At 63.0% G+C, this 15758-nt stretch carries 14 protein-coding genes; 4 read left to right on the forward strand and 10 right to left on the reverse strand.

Annotated elements, in window-relative coordinates; all coding sequences use genetic code 11:
* The first annotated feature begins 15 nt into the window (after nucleotides 1–15).
* Nucleotides 16–378, forward strand: coding sequence for a nuclear transport factor 2 family protein (locus G533_RS0105275; protein WP_035526537.1), 363 nt, complete (start codon nucleotides 16–18; stop codon nucleotides 376–378).
* Here the strand turns inward: G533_RS0105275 and G533_RS0105280 are convergent, their stop codons facing one another.
* The 3 genes from G533_RS0105280 to G533_RS0105290 are packed head-to-tail and all read right to left on the reverse strand — an operon-like array spanning nucleotide 379 to nucleotide 5067.
* Complete coding sequence (locus G533_RS0105280; RefSeq protein WP_027949067.1) at nucleotides 379–1440, reverse strand: efflux RND transporter periplasmic adaptor subunit; 1062 nt, start codon at nucleotides 1438–1440, stop codon at nucleotides 379–381.
* Complete coding sequence (locus G533_RS0105285; RefSeq protein WP_027949068.1) at nucleotides 1433–4750, reverse strand: efflux RND transporter permease subunit; 3318 nt, start codon at nucleotides 4748–4750, stop codon at nucleotides 1433–1435. Before G533_RS0105285 ends, G533_RS0105280 begins: the two co-directional genes overlap by 8 nt.
* On the reverse strand, nucleotides 4747–5067 hold the full coding sequence (locus G533_RS0105290) for an ArsR/SmtB family transcription factor (RefSeq protein WP_205622549.1): 321 nt from the start codon (nucleotides 5065–5067) through the stop codon (nucleotides 4747–4749). The genes G533_RS0105285 and G533_RS0105290 overlap by 4 nt, the downstream gene beginning before the upstream one ends.
* A gap of 153 nt (nucleotides 5068–5220) precedes the next feature.
* On the opposite strand from G533_RS0105290, the gene G533_RS0105295 reads away from it, so the two are divergent.
* The 3 genes from G533_RS0105295 (at nucleotide 5221) to cls (ending at nucleotide 8435) form a co-directional block, all read left to right on the forward strand.
* Nucleotides 5221–5988: a class II aldolase/adducin family protein gene (locus tag G533_RS0105295; RefSeq protein WP_051230014.1), complete on the forward strand. Its 768-nt coding sequence runs from the start codon at nucleotides 5221–5223 to the stop codon at nucleotides 5986–5988.
* A 90-nt stretch (nucleotides 5989–6078) separates the two neighbouring features.
* Complete coding sequence (locus G533_RS0105300) at nucleotides 6079–6987, forward strand: tyrosine-protein phosphatase (RefSeq protein WP_027949071.1); 909 nt, start codon at nucleotides 6079–6081, stop codon at nucleotides 6985–6987.
* A 17-nt stretch (nucleotides 6988–7004) separates the two neighbouring features.
* The gene (gene cls / locus G533_RS0105305) at nucleotides 7005–8435 is read left to right on the forward strand and encodes a cardiolipin synthase (RefSeq protein ID WP_027949072.1); all 1431 of its coding nucleotides are present in this window, start codon (nucleotides 7005–7007) and stop codon (nucleotides 8433–8435) included.
* A 29-nt stretch (nucleotides 8436–8464) separates the two neighbouring features.
* On the opposite strand, the gene G533_RS0105310 is transcribed toward cls, so the two are convergent.
* The 7 genes from G533_RS0105310 to gspL are packed head-to-tail and all read right to left on the reverse strand — an operon-like array spanning nucleotide 8465 to nucleotide 15757.
* On the reverse strand, nucleotides 8465–9853 hold the full coding sequence (locus G533_RS0105310) for an alanine/glycine:cation symporter family protein (RefSeq protein ID WP_027949073.1): 1389 nt from the start codon (nucleotides 9851–9853) through the stop codon (nucleotides 8465–8467).
* A 50-nt stretch (nucleotides 9854–9903) separates the two neighbouring features.
* Complete coding sequence (locus tag G533_RS0105315; protein WP_027949074.1) at nucleotides 9904–11253, reverse strand: sodium-dependent transporter; 1350 nt, start codon at nucleotides 11251–11253, stop codon at nucleotides 9904–9906.
* A gap of 60 nt (nucleotides 11254–11313) precedes the next feature.
* Nucleotides 11314–13098 carry an aminopeptidase P family protein gene (locus G533_RS0105320; RefSeq protein WP_027949075.1) on the reverse strand — a complete coding sequence of 595 codons (1785 nt, stop codon included), beginning with the start codon at nucleotides 13096–13098 and terminating at the stop codon, nucleotides 11314–11316.
* Between the two features lie 26 nt (nucleotides 13099–13124).
* Complete coding sequence (locus tag G533_RS0105325; protein ID WP_027949076.1) at nucleotides 13125–13304, reverse strand: rubredoxin; 180 nt, start codon at nucleotides 13302–13304, stop codon at nucleotides 13125–13127.
* A gap of 37 nt (nucleotides 13305–13341) precedes the next feature.
* Complete coding sequence (gene gspN / locus G533_RS0105330; protein WP_027949077.1) at nucleotides 13342–14097, reverse strand: type II secretion system protein N; 756 nt, start codon at nucleotides 14095–14097, stop codon at nucleotides 13342–13344.
* Entirely contained in the window at nucleotides 14094–14564 is a 471-nt protein-coding gene (gspM, locus tag G533_RS0105335) for a type II secretion system protein M (RefSeq protein WP_027949078.1), read from the reverse strand. The genes gspN and gspM overlap by 4 nt, the downstream gene beginning before the upstream one ends.
* Nucleotides 14564–15757: a type II secretion system protein GspL gene (gspL, locus tag G533_RS0105340; protein WP_051229991.1), complete on the reverse strand. Its 1194-nt coding sequence runs from the start codon at nucleotides 15755–15757 to the stop codon at nucleotides 14564–14566. The genes gspM and gspL overlap by 1 nt, the downstream gene beginning before the upstream one ends.
* Nucleotide 15758: the final 1 nt, after the last annotated feature.

Here is a 15758-nt window from a genome sequence, read left to right on the forward strand (position 1 = left end):
GCCCGGAGGGCAATTATGGACAATGCAGACAAGATCGCCATGGTGGAACGTTACGTTCAGGCGTTTGAAAAGGGTGACGTAGAGATCATTCGCAGCATGTACGCACAGGACGCGGTTGTGGAGGACCCGGTGGGCACTGACGCCCACCACGGGCTGGATGCTATCTGCGCATTCTATCAGGGAGCACTGGGAGCCGGCGCCAAACTGCGCCTGTCAGGGCAGGCGCGTTGCGCGGGTAACGCGGTTGCTTTCCCGTTTCATGTGGTGATGCCGGGCATGCAGATTGACGTCATCGATGTCTTCGAGTTCAACGACGAGGGCAAGATCAGCAGCATGAAGGCCTACTGGGGGCCCGACAACCTGCGCAAGGACGGCTGACTAGCGCTCACTGCTCTGCGCCAGCAGCTCGTCACCGGCCTGCAGCCCGGCAACCACCTCGACGCGGCCATCGCCGTCGCGTTTCCCCACGCGCAGGAAGCGTCGCTCAGGCCCTTCGGGGCCCGCGACCGTGGCCACCCAAAGCTGACCGACCTGCGCCAGCAATGCCTCGGGCACACGCATCCGTCGCTCGCTGCCCGCCGGCACGTCAACCCGCGCATAGAGCCCCGGCAACAAGCGGTCGTCGTAGGGCAACCGGATCTTGACCAGAAAGCTGCGCGAGCCAGGCTCGGCTGCTGGCACAATTTCCTCGATGCTACCCTGCACGACGCTATCCAGCGCCGGCAAGCTCACAGACACAGCCTGCCCCACGGCAAGCGTTACCGCCAACTGCTCGCGCACGCTGGCTTCGACCCGCAGCGACAGCGGATTATAGAGCGACAACAGTGTAGTTCCCGGTGCGGCCATATCACCGGGCTCGGCAAAGCGATCAACCACCCGCCCGTCGAGTGGCGAGTGAATAGAGGCATAGGCCAGCGCCGCGCGCGCCTCTTCCAGCCCCTGCTCCATGCGTTGCAGGTCAGCTTGCAGGCTGTCCCGCGTTGCCTGCGCTGCCTCCCGGTCAGACGCCGACAACAGACCGCGCTGCTGCAACTCGATACTGCGCTGCAGGTTGCGCTCTGCTTCGGTGAAGCGCGCCCGCGCCGCCGTGATCTGGTTGCCGGCCTGGGCGACCCGCGCTTCCAGGTCGGTCCTCTCCAGTTCCAGCAGTAGCTGCCCTTCTCTGACCGTATCACCGGCCCGCACCAGAATACGCTCGATGCGGGCGATGATCCGCGATGCCACAAGCGTTGCCTGCTTCGCCTCCACGGAACCTGGCACCGGCTCGGTGACCGCAACCAGCTCCTCCACGACCCGAAAGGCCGGTTGTTGTGCCTGCTCGGGCCGGGGCTTGAGCCCGGGCGCAAGCCGGTTATCGAAGACGCCCGCCATCCACGCCACCAGCAGCACCAGTACCGCTGTTGCCGCCACGGCGGGCGCCCATCGCAAAATACTACGCATCGCCTGAAACCTCCCCGCGCTCGCGGTCAAAGACCAGCAGATACACCACCGGTACCACCACCAACGTCAACAGGGTCGACGCGATGATGCCGAAAATAATAGCCAGGGCCAGGCCACTGAAGACCGGGTCGAGAATAATCACGAGATTGCCCAACAGCGTTGTACCCGCCGTCAACAGCACCGGGCGCATGCGCACATGCCCCGCCTCCAGCAGAGCATCGACAATTGAGGCGCCGCGACTGCGCGCCTGGGTGACAAACTCAACAAGAATCAGTGAATTGCGCACCACGATCCCCGCCAGCGCAATCATGCCGATCATGGCCGTTGCCGTGAACAGAACCGGATCGGGGGCGCCTGCCACGGTGCGCTCACCCACCGTGTTCAACCACCAGAACCCGGGCATGATGCCGATCACCGTTAACGGAATGGCCGCCATGATGATCAGCGACAGCGCCGATGAAGCCGTTTGCACCCGCAGCAGGAAGAAAATCGCCAACAGGGCAAAGGCAAAGGCCAGCCCCATATCGCGGAACACATCTACCGTGATGCGCCATTCGCCCTCTCCAGTCCAGCGTACCTCGATGTCTGGCGGCAGAGCCCAGCCATCGCCGCCGCCTGCGGTGAGAAACGTACGTCCCTGCCAATCATTGGCGCTGCCTTCACCAGCGCCCTCATCGGCGACAATGTCGGCAATCACGTCAGCCGGTGGGCGCCCTGACAGCTCGGCGGTGACATAAACCACCGGGCGCAGATCCTTGCGGTAAATGGCCTGATCAGCCGTCAGTTGCCGAAAGTTACCCAGCTCACCCAGCGCCACCAGTGGCTGCGGTGCGGCGTCGAGACCGCTGGCCTTGCTGGCCTGGGTAATACCGGCACGCCCTTTCACCTGCAGGCGCGCAAAGTCGTGCGGGGAGATGCGCTCTTCCGGCGCCAGACGCAGCAACAGCGGCAGGGGTTTGGCCTCGCTCGCCTGTTGCAGAAAACCCGCAACGACGCCTTCATTGGCCATCGCAATGGCGTCGTTGATATCCGCTGTCGACACACCGGAAAGGGCCGCCCTGGGCTTGTCGACAACAAAACGCCAGCGCGGTTGTGCTGCCTGCACCGAGGTATCCACCTCAACCACGTGTGCTTCGCGCGCCAGGCGCGCCGCAAGCTGCCGGGCAGCGACCTGCTGCCGGTCATACGGTGTGAGCGTCGCGCCGTAGACTTCCGCCACCAGCGTGCTCATCACCGGCGGGCCGGGCGGCACCTCAACCACCTGCAGGTTGACGCCCTCCTTCTGCAGCGGTGCCAACAATTCGCGCAGACGCAGCACAACACCGTGGGACTGCTGCTCGCGCCGGCCCTTGTCTACCAGAACCACCCGGATATCCGCCAGGTGCGGCGCCACCCTCTGGTAGTGACGGCGCACCATGCCATTGAAGTCAATCGGCGAAGGCTCACCCACGAACACCGCCGCTGCTTCCACTTCCGGCACGCGCAGCAGTGTTTGCACCACGCGCTGGCTCAGCGCCGCTGTCTGTTCCAGCGTGGCAGATTCAGGCAGATCCACCAGCACCTGCACTTCGTTCTTGTTGTCGTAGGGCAGCAGCTTCAAGGGCACCAGCCGCAACAGGGGCAAGCTCGCGGCGCCCATGAACATTACCAGCACCACCCAGACCACCAGCCGTGCCCTGCCGCGCCGTATCAACACAGGACGCATAAACCGGGCGTAGGCACCGCCAGCAGGGGCGGGGTCTCCCGCGATTGCCTCCAGAGCGGGGCTATCGACAGAGGGCAACAGGCGCTCGGCGAGCCAGGGCGTCACCAGAAACGCGACCAGTGTGCTGCTGATGACCGCCACAGGCACATTAAAGGCCATGGGCGCCATATACGGCCCCATCATGCCGGTGATAAAGGCCAGCGGCAGGAAAGCGACCACAATGGTCAACGTGGACATCAGCAGGGGGACCCGAATTTCCGCCATGGCGTCGACGATGCGCCGTGTCCGCGGTCCGCTGCCGCCGGCAAAGTTACGCGCAATATTGTCCACCCCGGTAATCGGGTCATCCACCAGCAGGCCCAGCGCGAGAATCAGCGCAAACAGCGTCACCCGGTTGATGGTGTAACCAAAAGTCATATCCAGTGCCAGGGTGAAGCCGTAGCAAATGGGCACGGCGAGCCCCACCACCAGGCCCGCGCGCCACCCCAGGAACACGCTGATGAAAACCACCACTGTCACGATGGCAAAGCCGAGGCTGCTGGCCAGATTATTGACCTTTTCGTTGGCGGTTTGCCCGTAGTCGCGCAGCACGCGTAGCTGCATTTCGGCGGGCAGTAGTTCCCGTTGCAGGGTATTGAGCTCCGCGTGGACCCGCTGCGCCAGCCCCACGGCATTGGTGCCGGGCTTCTTGGCAACGTTCAGCGTGACCATCGGGTAGCGGGCAGCGGCGTCGGGACCGGCAGCCGTGCGCTCCCCGGCGAAGCTGATCCAGGTGTAGTGGCTGGGCTCCTGCGGGCCGTCGACAATGCGCGCAACATCGCGCAGATACACCGGTACGCCGTCGATCACATTCACTACCAGCTCGGGAAGTTCCTGTGCACCGCGCAGTGCATCGCCGCTCTCAAGCAGGATAGACGTATTGTTGTGAGTCCAGCGTCCGGCGGGTTGCAGCAGGTTGGATACCGACAACGCCGTATGTACCTCCGACGCGCTGGTGCGCCGTGCGGCCAGGCGCTCCGGGTCCAGCAGTATCTGCACCTGCCGCGCGCGTCCACCGGTCACCGTCACTTCACCCGAGTCCCGCAGGCGTTGCAGGCGGGTACTCAACTCATCGGCCACGCGACGCAGATCGTAGTCACTGTAGAGCTCCGGAGCATCCGACCACAGCGCCAGTACCACGATCGCGACATCATCCACCTCGACCGGGCGCAGGTGCCACTGACTGACTACAGCAGGCAGCAAGTGTGGATTGGAGTAGAGCTTGTTGTAGGTGTTGAGTAATGCCGCTTCACGCTCTTCGCCCACGTAGAAGGAGAGCGTGACGGTGGTACGGCCAGCCGTTGTGGTGGAGTAGACGTGTTCAACGCCCGGTATCTGGGCCAGCAGCTTTTCCAGTGGAACCGCCACCTGCCGCTCGACTTGCGTGGCGGAGAGTCCTGGCGCCTCGACAAACACATCCACGACGGGTACGACAATCTGCGGCTCTTCCTCTCGCGGCGTCAGCCACAGTGACAGGATTCCAGCCAGCAGCCCCACCACGAACAACAGCCTGGGCAAGCCACCACCGAGTGTGTACGCCACAACCCGATCCAGCGGGTGGCTCATGACCTGCCCTGTTCCTCGCCACAATACAGGGTATGCAGGACCTGCAGAATTGCGGCCACCTCACCCGCAGCAAGCGAGTAATAAACCTGCTGCCCCTCCCGCCGCGCCGTGACCAGGCCGGCCTCGCGCAAGCGCGCAAGGTGCTGAGACAGGGCCGACTGCGACAGTTCGATGTCGGCATTCAACGCTCCCACAGAACGCTCACCCTCCACGAGTGCACAGAGAACCAGCAAACGTTGCTCGTTGGCGAGTTCCTTCAGCAGGGCGACTGCCTGCTTGGCCTGCGCGGCCATTGCACCTGGATCCATCTCCGCCATGACTGCTTCACCCCGGCTGCTTGCGCCAACAATATATTAGATTTAATTAATATGTAAAGTCTTTGACGCCAACCACAGGTCAAAACCGTCTACACTGCAGAAGTAATATACAGAGAAAAGGGCCAGAATATGAATACTGCAAATGCCATCATCATGAACCGGGACACCACCGGCATGGGAGGTGAATCCACCGAGAAATCCAGCAGCGAGCTGCGCACCGAGCGCAAGCAGCGCCTCGCGGCAGCACTGCGCCTGTTCGGCAAGTTCGGCTTCGACGAGGGTGTGGCCGGCCACGTCACCGTGCGGGACCCCGAGCACAGTGACCACTTCTGGGTAAACCCCATGGGCCGCTCGTTCAAGCAGATGCGCGTATCCGACTTGTTGCTGGTCAGCCACACCGGCGAGGTGGTGGAAGGCGACGGCCTGCTCAATGGCGCTGCTTTTACTATCCACTCACGTATTCACATGGCCAACCCGCGGGTAACAGCGGCGGCCCACTCACACTCCCTGTATGGCAAGGCCTGGGCATCCCTGGGGCGGCCACTGGACCCGATTACGCAGGACGCCTGCGCATTCTTCGAAGACCATGTACTGTTCGATGACTTCACCGGCGTGGTACTGGATACCGGTGAAGGCGAGCGCATTGCGAAGGCACTGGACGACAACAAGGCGGCCATCCTGCAGAACCACGGTCTGCTGACGGTGGGCGAAACCGTTGACGAGGCTGCCTGGTGGTTTATCACCATGGAGCGTTCCTGCCAGGCACAACTGCTGGCCGAAGCCGCCGGTACACCGCGGTTGATTGACGCCGATTGCGCCCGGCAGACGCGCGCCACGGTGGGATCCCCACTGGCCGGCTGGTTCAGTTTCCAGCCGCTATATGACGTTATCGTGGCGGAGCAACCCGAATTACTCGAATAGGGTACTCGAATACGCTACACGAACAAGCGGCTACGATCGCCCGCGCGGGGATGCTATCCTGCGCGTGGCTTTCATCCACACGGATACCGCATGTCACGAACGTTCTGGTACAAAATCCTGTTGGCTGCGTTTCTTATCACCCTCGCCGTCATCCAGTTCATTCCCCCTGCCCCCGTGCAGGTGCCGGTGGAGCTGCCCGCCGCCGAGCGCGAAGACGCGCGCTTATTGGCATTCGAGGGTATTCACAACTTCCGCGACATGGGCGGTTACACCACCGAGGACGGACACAGCGTTGCCTGGGGCAGGCTTTACCGCTCCGGGCATCTGGCCAACGCGTCGCGCAGTGATCTACAGCAGCTACAGCGCCTGCAACTCGACACCCTGATCGATTTTCGCTCCCGTGCCGAGCGTGAAGACGAACCCAGCCGCCTACCCGAAGACACCACGTTCACGCAGTTGAGCATCCCCATTCTCGATTCCGGCAACGATGCCCTGATACATGACCTGCGTGCCAGGATCGACAGCGACGATCTCGCGGGCTTTAACGCCGATGACTTCATGCTGCAGGCCAACCGCCAGTTTGCGGACGAATTCACGCCCCAGTACCGCAGCTTCATGCAGGCCGTACTCGCCGCCGAGGGCCGTCCGCTGGCCTGGCACTGCACGGCGGGGAAAGATCGCACCGGGTTCGCCGCCGCAATACTGCTGAGAATTCTGGGCGTACCTAAAGAGCAGATCATGGCGGATTACCTGGCGAGTCGTGAACCGTCACTGGAGGCCCGCAGCCAGGACCTGATGCTGCTGCGGGTATTCAAGGGCGAGGCGGCAGCATCCACCGTGGAAACCATGCTCGGTGTCGATGCGCGTTGGCTGCAGGCCGGGTTCGACGAGATAGACGCCCGCTGGGGGAGTTTTGACGCGTACGTGCGCGACGGCCTCCAGCTGACGTCCAACGACATCCAGAATCTGCGCCGCCATTTACTGGCGGGGGCCGGGTAGGCGGTTTGGGGCTGGAAATGTACACCGAGATCATCGCCGTTGCGGTGGTTCTGTTCTATGCACTGGGTATCGTCTCTGCCGTCGAGGCCATCATCAATGTACGCACGGCGCAGGGGGCCATCGCCTGGGCGATTTCCCTGCTCGCGGTGCCCTATCTTGCAGTGCCCTGCTATCTGGTATTCGGGCGCACCAAGTTCGACGGTTATCTGGAGCAGCGCAATGCCGTGGAGCAGGAAACCCGCGAGCTGTTGCAACAAACAAGAGCCGAGGTATCCAAACATCTGGTTTTCAGCTCCCCCGCCGAACCCGTCTACAACGCCCTCTTCAACCTCACGGGTATTCCTGCTGCCGGGGGCAATGCTGTGGAGCTGCTGGTTGATGGCCAGCAGACCTTCGACAGTATTCTCCGCGGCCTGGAATCCGCCCAACACCACATCCTGCTCGAGTCTTACATTATCCGCGACGACAACCTGGGCAGGCGCATCGGCCGGGTCCTGTCGGACAAGGCGCGCGCCGGTGTCAGCGTACACCTGCTCTACGATGAGATAGGCAGCCGCAATTTTCACCGCACGGGGCTGTGTCGCCAGCTGCGCCAGACCGGCGTGCAGGTTGCCGCTTTCAATACCACACAGGGGCGCCGCAACCGCTTCCAGCTCAACTTCCGCAATCACCGCAAGATCGTCGTTGTCGACGGGCACGTGGCCTGGGTCGGTGGCCACAATATTGGCGACGAGTACCTGGGGCTGGATCCGGATATCGGGCACTGGCGTGACACGCACCTGCGCCTGCAGGGCCCCGCCGTGTTGGGCGTGGAACTGGCCTTTGCCACCGACTGGCGCTGGGCCACGCAAACCTCACTGAGCGTCGTACAGCCGGACGCGGAGGATGCCCACCACGGCACAGAGAATGTGCTCGTATTCCCGTCCGACCCCTCCAGCATACTGGAACAAGCCGGGCTCATGTTCCTGCAGCTCATTGTGGCCGCGCAGAAGAGAATCTGGATCGCGAGCCCCTACTTCGTCCCCGACAGAAGCATCGTGTCGGCCCTGCAGCTCGCCGCGCTACGCGGTGTCGATGTGCGTGTCATGATTCCCGATGAACCCGATGGACCGGTCGTGGGCATGGCCAACTGGTCGTTCACCCGTGAACTGCTGCCCGCGGGCGTGAAGGTGTACCGCTACCAGGGTGGCTTCCTGCACCAGAAGGTACTGTTGATGGACCACCACCTCGCTGGTATCGGCACCGCCAATTTTGACAACCGCTCTTTCCGGCTCAATTTCGAGATTACACTGCTGGTGGACGGCGAGCACTTCGCCAGCGAGGTGCAGGCCATGCTTGAGGCTGATCTGTTGAAATGTCGCGAGGTAACGCCTGCTGAAATTGCGGCCAAGCCCGCCTGGTTCCCGCTTGCCATGGGCGCCGCTCGCCTGTTTTCACCTGTACTGTAAGTGCGGAGCATGCACCCGAAAACAGACGTTTAATCCGGCCAGGACTTCTCGTCGATATCCAGATCGCGCCAGTCACCCGGTCGCAGGCGGGGTTCCTCACCCTGGCGCAACTGGGTGTCGTAGTCGCGTAGCAGGCGCATGCCAATACGGTACATCCACACCAGGCCAACCAGGTTCACCAGCGCCAGCAAGCCCATGGTGAGCTCGGCAAAACCGAACACCGTGCTCAGATCCTGCAGGGATCCCCAGAACACCAGCCCCAGCACCGCAACGCGGAAAATATTGGCGACTGTCGGGTTGTCGTCACTGAAAAAACTCAGGCTGTTATCGCCGAGATAATAGTTGTAAAGAATGGAACTGAACGCAAACAGCACCAGCGCAACGGACACAAAGGTGGCACCCCAGTCGCCCACATGACTCCCCATGGCAAGCTGGGTCAACAGCACGCCATCCACATCCGGGGCACCCGGCTGGTAGACATCAGACAGCAGAATGATCACCGCGGTGCAGCTGCACATGATCATGGTGTCAATGAACACGCTGAACGCCTGCACCACACCCTGGTTGGCCGGGTGCGGCACATGCGCCACAGCCGCCACGTTGGGGGCACTGCCCAGCCCCGCCTCGTTGCTGAACAGGCCGCGCTTTACCCCCTGCAGAATGACGGCGCCGAGCCCGCCGCCCACCGCCTGCTCAATGCCGAACGCACTTTGCACTATGGACCAGAGCGCTGCGGGCACCTCGGTGATGTGCAAGGCAATCACCACCAGGGCCGCAAGAAAATACATGAGTGCCATGACCGGCACGATAACCTCGGACACGAGGGCAATCCGACGAATACCACCGAATATGACGCTGCCAAGTACCAGCACCATCATCGCGCCGGTGGCCCAGGTGGCCACGCCGAACGATTCGGCCAGCGATGTGGCTACCACATAAGACTGCACGGCATTAAAGCCCAGGCCGAAGGTCAGCAACAGCAACACGGAGTAGACCGCTGCGAGACCGCGCTGGCGAACACCGTGGGTCAGGTAATAGGCGGGCCCGCCACGAAAGCTGCCATCCGGCTCCGTGCGTTTGAACAACTGTGCCAGGGAACACTCGAAAAAACTGGTCGCCATACCCATGAGGCCGATCAGCCACATCCAGAACACGGCACCCGAGCCACCCAGCGTGATCGCCACCGCAACGCCGGCGATATTGCCACTGCCTACGCGCCCCGCTACCGATACCACCAGGGCCTGGAAGGAACTTACCTGGCCGCGTTCATGGTGCATGCCACCGCGCAGCACGCCGAACATACGCCCGAAGTAGCGAAACTGCACGCCGCGTGAGGCAACCGTGAACAACAATCCGACCGCGACCAGGACCAGCACGAGCACCTGGCCCCAGAGAAAATCATTGACGGCAGTGAACATAGGAACTCCGCAGGCTCAAACCCAAGTGTGCCTGGCGCCACGGCATGACCTCAGCCGGCAACGCCTCGCACAAAAATGACCACCAGCGCAGGTGGCACCACAAAACGGATCATGAAGCGCCAGAGCCCATAGCTGGCGCCGCTCATGCTCCAGAGTTCGTCGCGACTGGCCCGCGCGGTCGTGATCCAACCTGCAAACACCGCGATCATGAGGCCACCCAGGGGCAACAGGATCTGGTTGGAAAAGTAATCCATGGTGTCGTTGAAATTCCGCCCACCGAGGTTGAAGTCGACCCACACGTTGTAGGACAGAATGCTCAGCACGCTGAATACGGCAACCGACGCGATCACCAACAGGGCACTGCGGTGCCGCGGCATACCGTAGCGCTCTTCTATCCAGGCATTCACACACTCCACCAGCCCGACCATGGAGGTAATACCGGCCACCGAGAGCATGGTGAAAAAGAGTACGCTGAACACATGTCCGCCGGGCATCTGGGCAAAGGCCACCGGCAGGGTTTGAAAAATGAGGCCCGCACCGGCCGCCGGGTCCAGCCCGTAATTGAACACAGCCGGGAAAATCACCAGGCCTGCCAGCAGGGCCACCACAGTGTCCGCCACCACAATAATCAAAGCAGACTGGCCGATGGAGATGGATCTGGGCAGGTAGGACCCGTAGATCATCATGCCACCCATGGCCACACCAATGGAGAAGAAAGCCTGACCAATCGCGGCCAGCACTGCGTCGGGACCGATCTTGCTGAAATCCGGAGTAAACAGCCACTCAATCGCAGCGTGGAAGCCCCCCGCAAAATAGTTGTAGCCCGCAAGGCCCACCAGGAGCAGGAACATCAATGGCATCATCACGACCACGGCGCGCTCGATACCATCCTTGACGCCGGCATAGATAATCAACCCGGTGATACCCAGGCCGACCAGGGTCCAGAACAGCATACCCAACGTATCGCCCTGAACCGCGGTAAACTGCGCGGCGGCGTTCACGGCATCGACATCGGTAAACCCGGTCGTCACTGCCTTGAACAGGTACCAGAGCACCCAGCCCACGATCACTGCGTAGACGATCTCGATAGTGTAGGCCGCCAGCAGCCCCATGCCACCGACCCACTGCCACTGGCGACTGCGACCACTCTCTGTGGCCACGACGGCCATGGCTTCGGGCGGGCTTGCCTGGCCGCGACGTCCCACCATAAGCTCGGCAATCAGGATGGGCATACCAATACAGAAGGCGCACACCAGATAAACAATGACAAAGGCAGCGCCGCCATTTTCCCCCGTGATGTAGGGAAACCGCCAGATGTTCCCCAGGCCCACCGCAAACCCGACGGCCGCCATGAGGAACGCAAACCGCGAAGACCAGTGATCCGCTGCCGCTACTGCCATGGTGCTCTACTCTCCGGGTTATGGTTATTCTGCGCAGTGTACACAAAAGCCCTCAAGGCATCAGCTGGCAATCAATGGCGCGCAGGCCTGCTCCAGCCATTGCCGGTCAAGCTCGTCCAGCAGGGGCGCCACCGTATCTTCCACGCGCCGGTGATAGGCATCGATCCAGGCCTGTTCAGCAGGCGATAGCAGGCCCACTTCTATCAGGCGCCGGTCAAAAGGTACCAGTGTCAACACGTCAAAGCCGTACATCGGCGTTTCCAGCTCGCCGTTCAATGCCTGCACCACCACCAGGTTTTCACAGCGAATACCGAACTCGCCGTCGCGATAGTAGCCCGGTTCGTTGCTGAGGATCATGCCCGGCTCAAGCGTTGCTGCGCTCCACGCCCGGCTGATCCGCTGCGGCCCTTCATGCACGCTGAGAAACGCCCCGACACCGTGACCGGTTCCGTGGTCGTAATCGAAGCCTTCGCGCCAGAGCGGCTGGCGTGCCAGCACGTCGAGGTGCGTACCGGTGGTACCGCGGGGGAAGTGTGCCTGGTCGAGTGCAATGTGGCCCTGCAATACCAGTGTGAAGAGCTTGCGCACCCCCGCCGCCGGCGTGCCAATGGCCACCGTGCGGGTGATGTCGGTTGTGCCGTCAGTATACTGACCCCCGGAGTCCACCAGATACACAGAGTCGGGCGGCAACCGGGCAGGCGTGGCGTTGCGATGATTGTAGTGGCACATGGCGGCGTTGCCCCCGGCCGCCGAGATGGTCTCGAACGAAGGCCCCTGGAAGTGCTCGCCCTCCTCACGGAAGGCGAGCAGCTGATCGGCGAGTCCCGCCTCGTCGTGATACTCGCCATGCTGCAGCTGCGCATCCAGCCAGGCGAGGAAACGGACCACGGCAACGGCGTCGCGCACGTGCGCCGCGCGAGCGCCCGCAATCTCCACCGCGTTCTTGCAGGCTTTGGGCAGCAGCACCGGGTCGGGCGCGGCGATCAGGGTTGCACAGCCCTCTTCCAGAAGTTGTTGCGACCAGGCATTGGCCGTGTGGGGATCCGCCACCACACGCTGGCCAGCCTGGCCGGCGAGAAGTGTCGCGGCCTCCTGTGGTGCGTGCAGACGCACGTCCGCTCCGCAGTGCGCCTGCCAGCCCGGGGGCATACGCTGTGGGTCCACGATAAGGTCCACCGAGGCGTCACGCCAAATCAGCGCCATCGCCTGCAATACCGGCAGGCAGGGCACATCCAGACCGCGCACATTCAGCAACCAGGATACGGAGTCCGGCGCGAATACCAGTGCGGCATCGGCGCGGTGGCCTTCCAGGCTTGCCGCGATGCGCGCGCGCTTGCTGGCGCTGGACTCACCGCTGAACGAGTCATCCAGCAACAGCGCCGGACGCACGTCTGGCGCGGGACGATCGTGCCAGCAACGGTCGACCAGGTTGTCCGCATCCGCACACAACACCACACCCGAGGCCTGCAATGTGTCCTCGGCGTCGCGGTACCACTGCAGGCTGTGCAGCCGTGGGTCTACCGCAACCCGCGCTCCGGAGCGCAATGCCGCGGCCAGCCAGCTGGCCGGGGGCGTGTTGATCAGGTGTTGATAACTGAAATGGGCCGCATCCACCTGTTGTCGGACCTGCACGGTGTAGCGCCCGTCGACAAAAATCGCCGCACTGTCGCGCAGCACCACAACCACGCCCGCCGAGCCGGTAAATCCGGACACCCAGAGCAGGCGTTCATTGTGTAGCGGAATATATTCGCCGAGGTGTTCATCGGCACGGGGGATGACCAGGGCATCGTAACCCCGCTCTTCCATCAGTTTGCGCAGGGCTTGCAGCCGGGTTGCAGTCGTCATCAGGGATTTCCAGAATGTGGTTAGGCTCAACCTTCCATAAGGTCAAAATCGGCCTTGGAGATACCGCAGTCGGGGCACTCCCAGTCATCAGGCAGATCTTCCCAGAGAGTACCGGGCGCAATGCCGTCCTCCGGAATACCCAGGGCTTCATCGTAGATAAAACCGCAAATGACACACTCGTACTTGCGCTGGCCGGGCTTGCTCATAACACGTGATCCTGTAGGTGGTTCGAAGTCAGTGACCCTACTGCGGGAGAGAGCCATCGAGGCGTAAATCGTAGCCCGCCGCCACTGGCCGCGCCAGCAGGGCGAGCGCTTCCTGTAACAGAGGATCCCAGGCTTCGTCATGGGTCAGTAAAATGGCGATGCTATAGTCGCGCTGTCGCAACTGCAACTCTCCCTCGGCACGCAGGGGGCCGGCGAGCGTGACGATGGTGCCGGCCAGCACCCCGGGGGCGGTATCCTGTATATCCGCGGCGTAGCTGCCCAGCGGCAGCAGACCCTGAGGTGAATCCCAGGCCGCCTGCTGCCAGGTCAGCCGCGCGGTCGCCTGCAACGGCAAACCGTCGCGCAGTTGCAGCCTCTCGGCCTGGGCTGTCATTCGCCCACTGAGGGCTATCGGTGCCAGGTGTCGCAACAGCGCTGCATCAAATCGCGCCTCGACATCGGACAGGATGACCTCGCGTTCGCCTCGCCAGGTGATAACAGCCGCCAGTTCCTGGTCACTCCAGCGGGAGTGTATACGCAGTGTCGGGGCCGCCACGAGCAACGACAGTGGACGCAAGGACCAGGTCACCTCGCCCAGATGCAGAATGCCGGCATCCGTGGCCACCCGCACGCGGCTGGCGCGGCCACTCCACACCGTACCTGACAAGCCGTCAGCCGCGACCGGCGTACCGGCGAGAACACGATTCAGCACGTGCGCAGGCGCGCCCGCCAGCAGCAGGACAATCAACAACAGCAGGGCGGCGACCCCCGCGAGCAGCTGCGCGCGGCTCATGGCTGACCGATCCGCACCGTCGCGTTGACCAGTCCCGCGCTGCCCGCCTGCGTGATCGCGACTTCTGCGAACACCAGGCCCTCCCGCATTTCGAGCTGATGCAGCCAGGCCGCAAGATCGGCAAAACGGGCGTTTTCCAGGCGCACCTGCAGGTCGCCCCGCGCACCCGGTTGCAACCTGCTCACTGACAGGCCGTAACGGGCGGTGCTTTGATTGACCACCGCGGCGAGATTGCTGCCCGAGCGCGCCGGCGTACTACCCTCCCGCGCCTGCAACACCAGCGCTGACAGCGCATCCACACGCACCAGTGTTTCCGCTGTCGCGCTGTTCTGCTCCACCATGCGATCGCGCTTGGCAGCCACCGGCGACCACAAGGCTACCCAAAGCAACCACACCACCACAGCCACCGCCAGCACCAGCACACTGGACTGCTCCCGCACCGTGAGGCGCACCCACCAGGCTTTCATCACGCGCCCCTCACCCGGATGCGGGCTCGCACCCCGTCACCTTGCGCACTGCTGCTCTCCATTTCAGCCGCCAGACCCGCATCCGTAAGCCCCGCGCGCAGCTGTTCAACCGCGGAGAAATCGCTGGCAACGATATTGAGGCGCATCTCGCCACCCCGCTGGTTGTAGTTCAGGCTGAGTACCCGCGTGGCCGGGCGCTCGGCAATCACGCGACCGGCGCGCTCCAGCAATGGCACAAAACTGCCTGCACCGGGCCCACCCCGCAGGCTGTCCAGCTGCCGTTGCAGCTGTCGCTCCGCGTCCACCAGCGCACCCTGCGGCACGGCCTGGCGGTAACTCGTCTCCAGCGCACCGCGCAATGCCAGATTCTCGCTTGCCAGGGCGCGGTAGTCCGCCCATGTCGCCGCCAGTTGCAAGACAAACGCGCCGAGCAGGAAACCGGCGGCGACTCGCCAGTAGTTCCACCATTGCACCAGCGGCAGACGCGACGCATAGGCGCCCTGCCGGAGGCTCAATGCCGCTTCATCGGCAGACAAGAGCAGCGCGCTGCACAGATTGCCCTGACGCCACTGCACGCGCTCACGCAGCAACGCTGGCAGCAAATCGAGTGCGGCCGCATGGTCAGCCGCATAGAAAATGATAGTCTCGGGCAGCTCTGCTTCGGCCGCAGCCGCGAGCACGACGGGCAACAGTTCGCACTCCACCGTGTAGCCTTCTGCCTCACCGCTGCGCACCAGTACCTGCTCGCCATCCATAACCAGGCACCATTCACCCGCGCGCCACGGGAGCAGCAGCGTTTCTGGCACCCACCGCGGCAAATCCGGCAGGTGCGCCAGACGCTGCGCCCAGTACGCCATCGCCCGGTGGCTGCACAGCGCCACCGCATAACGGGTTTTGTCCAGTGCCCGCGAGGCGAAATGCAGAGCGTCTACGTCTTCCGCAACCTGCTCCTCGAACATGAACGGCAATGCCCGCGCCAGATGCTTCTTCTCTGCCGCTGTTACCTCCAGCGATAGTAAGCGCACATCGGCACCCGGGGCTGCGAAGCATGCCTGCCAGCGCGAACTGCGCAGACTGGCGGCGAAGCTTGCTACCTCTTCGGCACTGCCCAGCGGCCGCGGCTGCTCACCCGCACCGGGCGGATACCAGACAAGCGCATCATCCATCAGGCGCACGATGGCTAGGTTCTGCACA

The organism is Haliea salexigens DSM 19537, assembly GCF_000423125.1.
GTDB classification, from domain to species: domain Bacteria; phylum Pseudomonadota; class Gammaproteobacteria; order Pseudomonadales; family Halieaceae; genus Haliea; species Haliea salexigens.

Coding starts and splice junctions, on each gene's coding strand:
- G533_RS0105285 (WP_027949068.1), bottom strand. CDS start 4,750: ATGAGCCACCCGCTGGATCGGGTTGTGGCGTACACACTCGGTGGTGGC.
- G533_RS0105325 (WP_027949076.1), bottom strand. CDS start 13,304: ATGAGCAAGCCCGGCCAGCGCAAGTACGAGTGTGTCATTTGCGGTTTT.
- cls (WP_027949072.1), top strand. CDS start 7,005: ATGTACACCGAGATCATCGCCGTTGCGGTGGTTCTGTTCTATGCACTG.
- G533_RS0105280 (WP_027949067.1), bottom strand. CDS start 1,440: ATGCGTAGTATTTTGCGATGGGCGCCCGCCGTGGCGGCAACAGCGGTA.
- gspM (WP_027949078.1), bottom strand. CDS start 14,564: ATGAAAGCCTGGTGGGTGCGCCTCACGGTGCGGGAGCAGTCCAGTGTG.
- G533_RS0105320 (WP_027949075.1), bottom strand. CDS start 13,098: ATGACGACTGCAACCCGGCTGCAAGCCCTGCGCAAACTGATGGAAGAG.
- G533_RS0105295 (WP_051230014.1), top strand. CDS start 5,221: ATGAACCGGGACACCACCGGCATGGGAGGTGAATCCACCGAGAAATCC.
- G533_RS0105310 (WP_027949073.1), bottom strand. CDS start 9,853: ATGTTCACTGCCGTCAATGATTTTCTCTGGGGCCAGGTGCTCGTGCTG.
- gspN (WP_027949077.1), bottom strand. CDS start 14,097: ATGAGCCGCGCGCAGCTGCTCGCGGGGGTCGCCGCCCTGCTGTTGTTG.
- G533_RS0105315 (WP_027949074.1), bottom strand. CDS start 11,253: ATGGCAGTAGCGGCAGCGGATCACTGGTCTTCGCGGTTTGCGTTCCTC.
- G533_RS0105275 (WP_035526537.1), top strand. CDS start 16: ATGGACAATGCAGACAAGATCGCCATGGTGGAACGTTACGTTCAGGCG.
- G533_RS0105290 (WP_205622549.1), bottom strand. CDS start 5,067: ATGGCGGAGATGGATCCAGGTGCAATGGCCGCGCAGGCCAAGCAGGCA.
- G533_RS0105300 (WP_027949071.1), top strand. CDS start 6,079: ATGTCACGAACGTTCTGGTACAAAATCCTGTTGGCTGCGTTTCTTATC.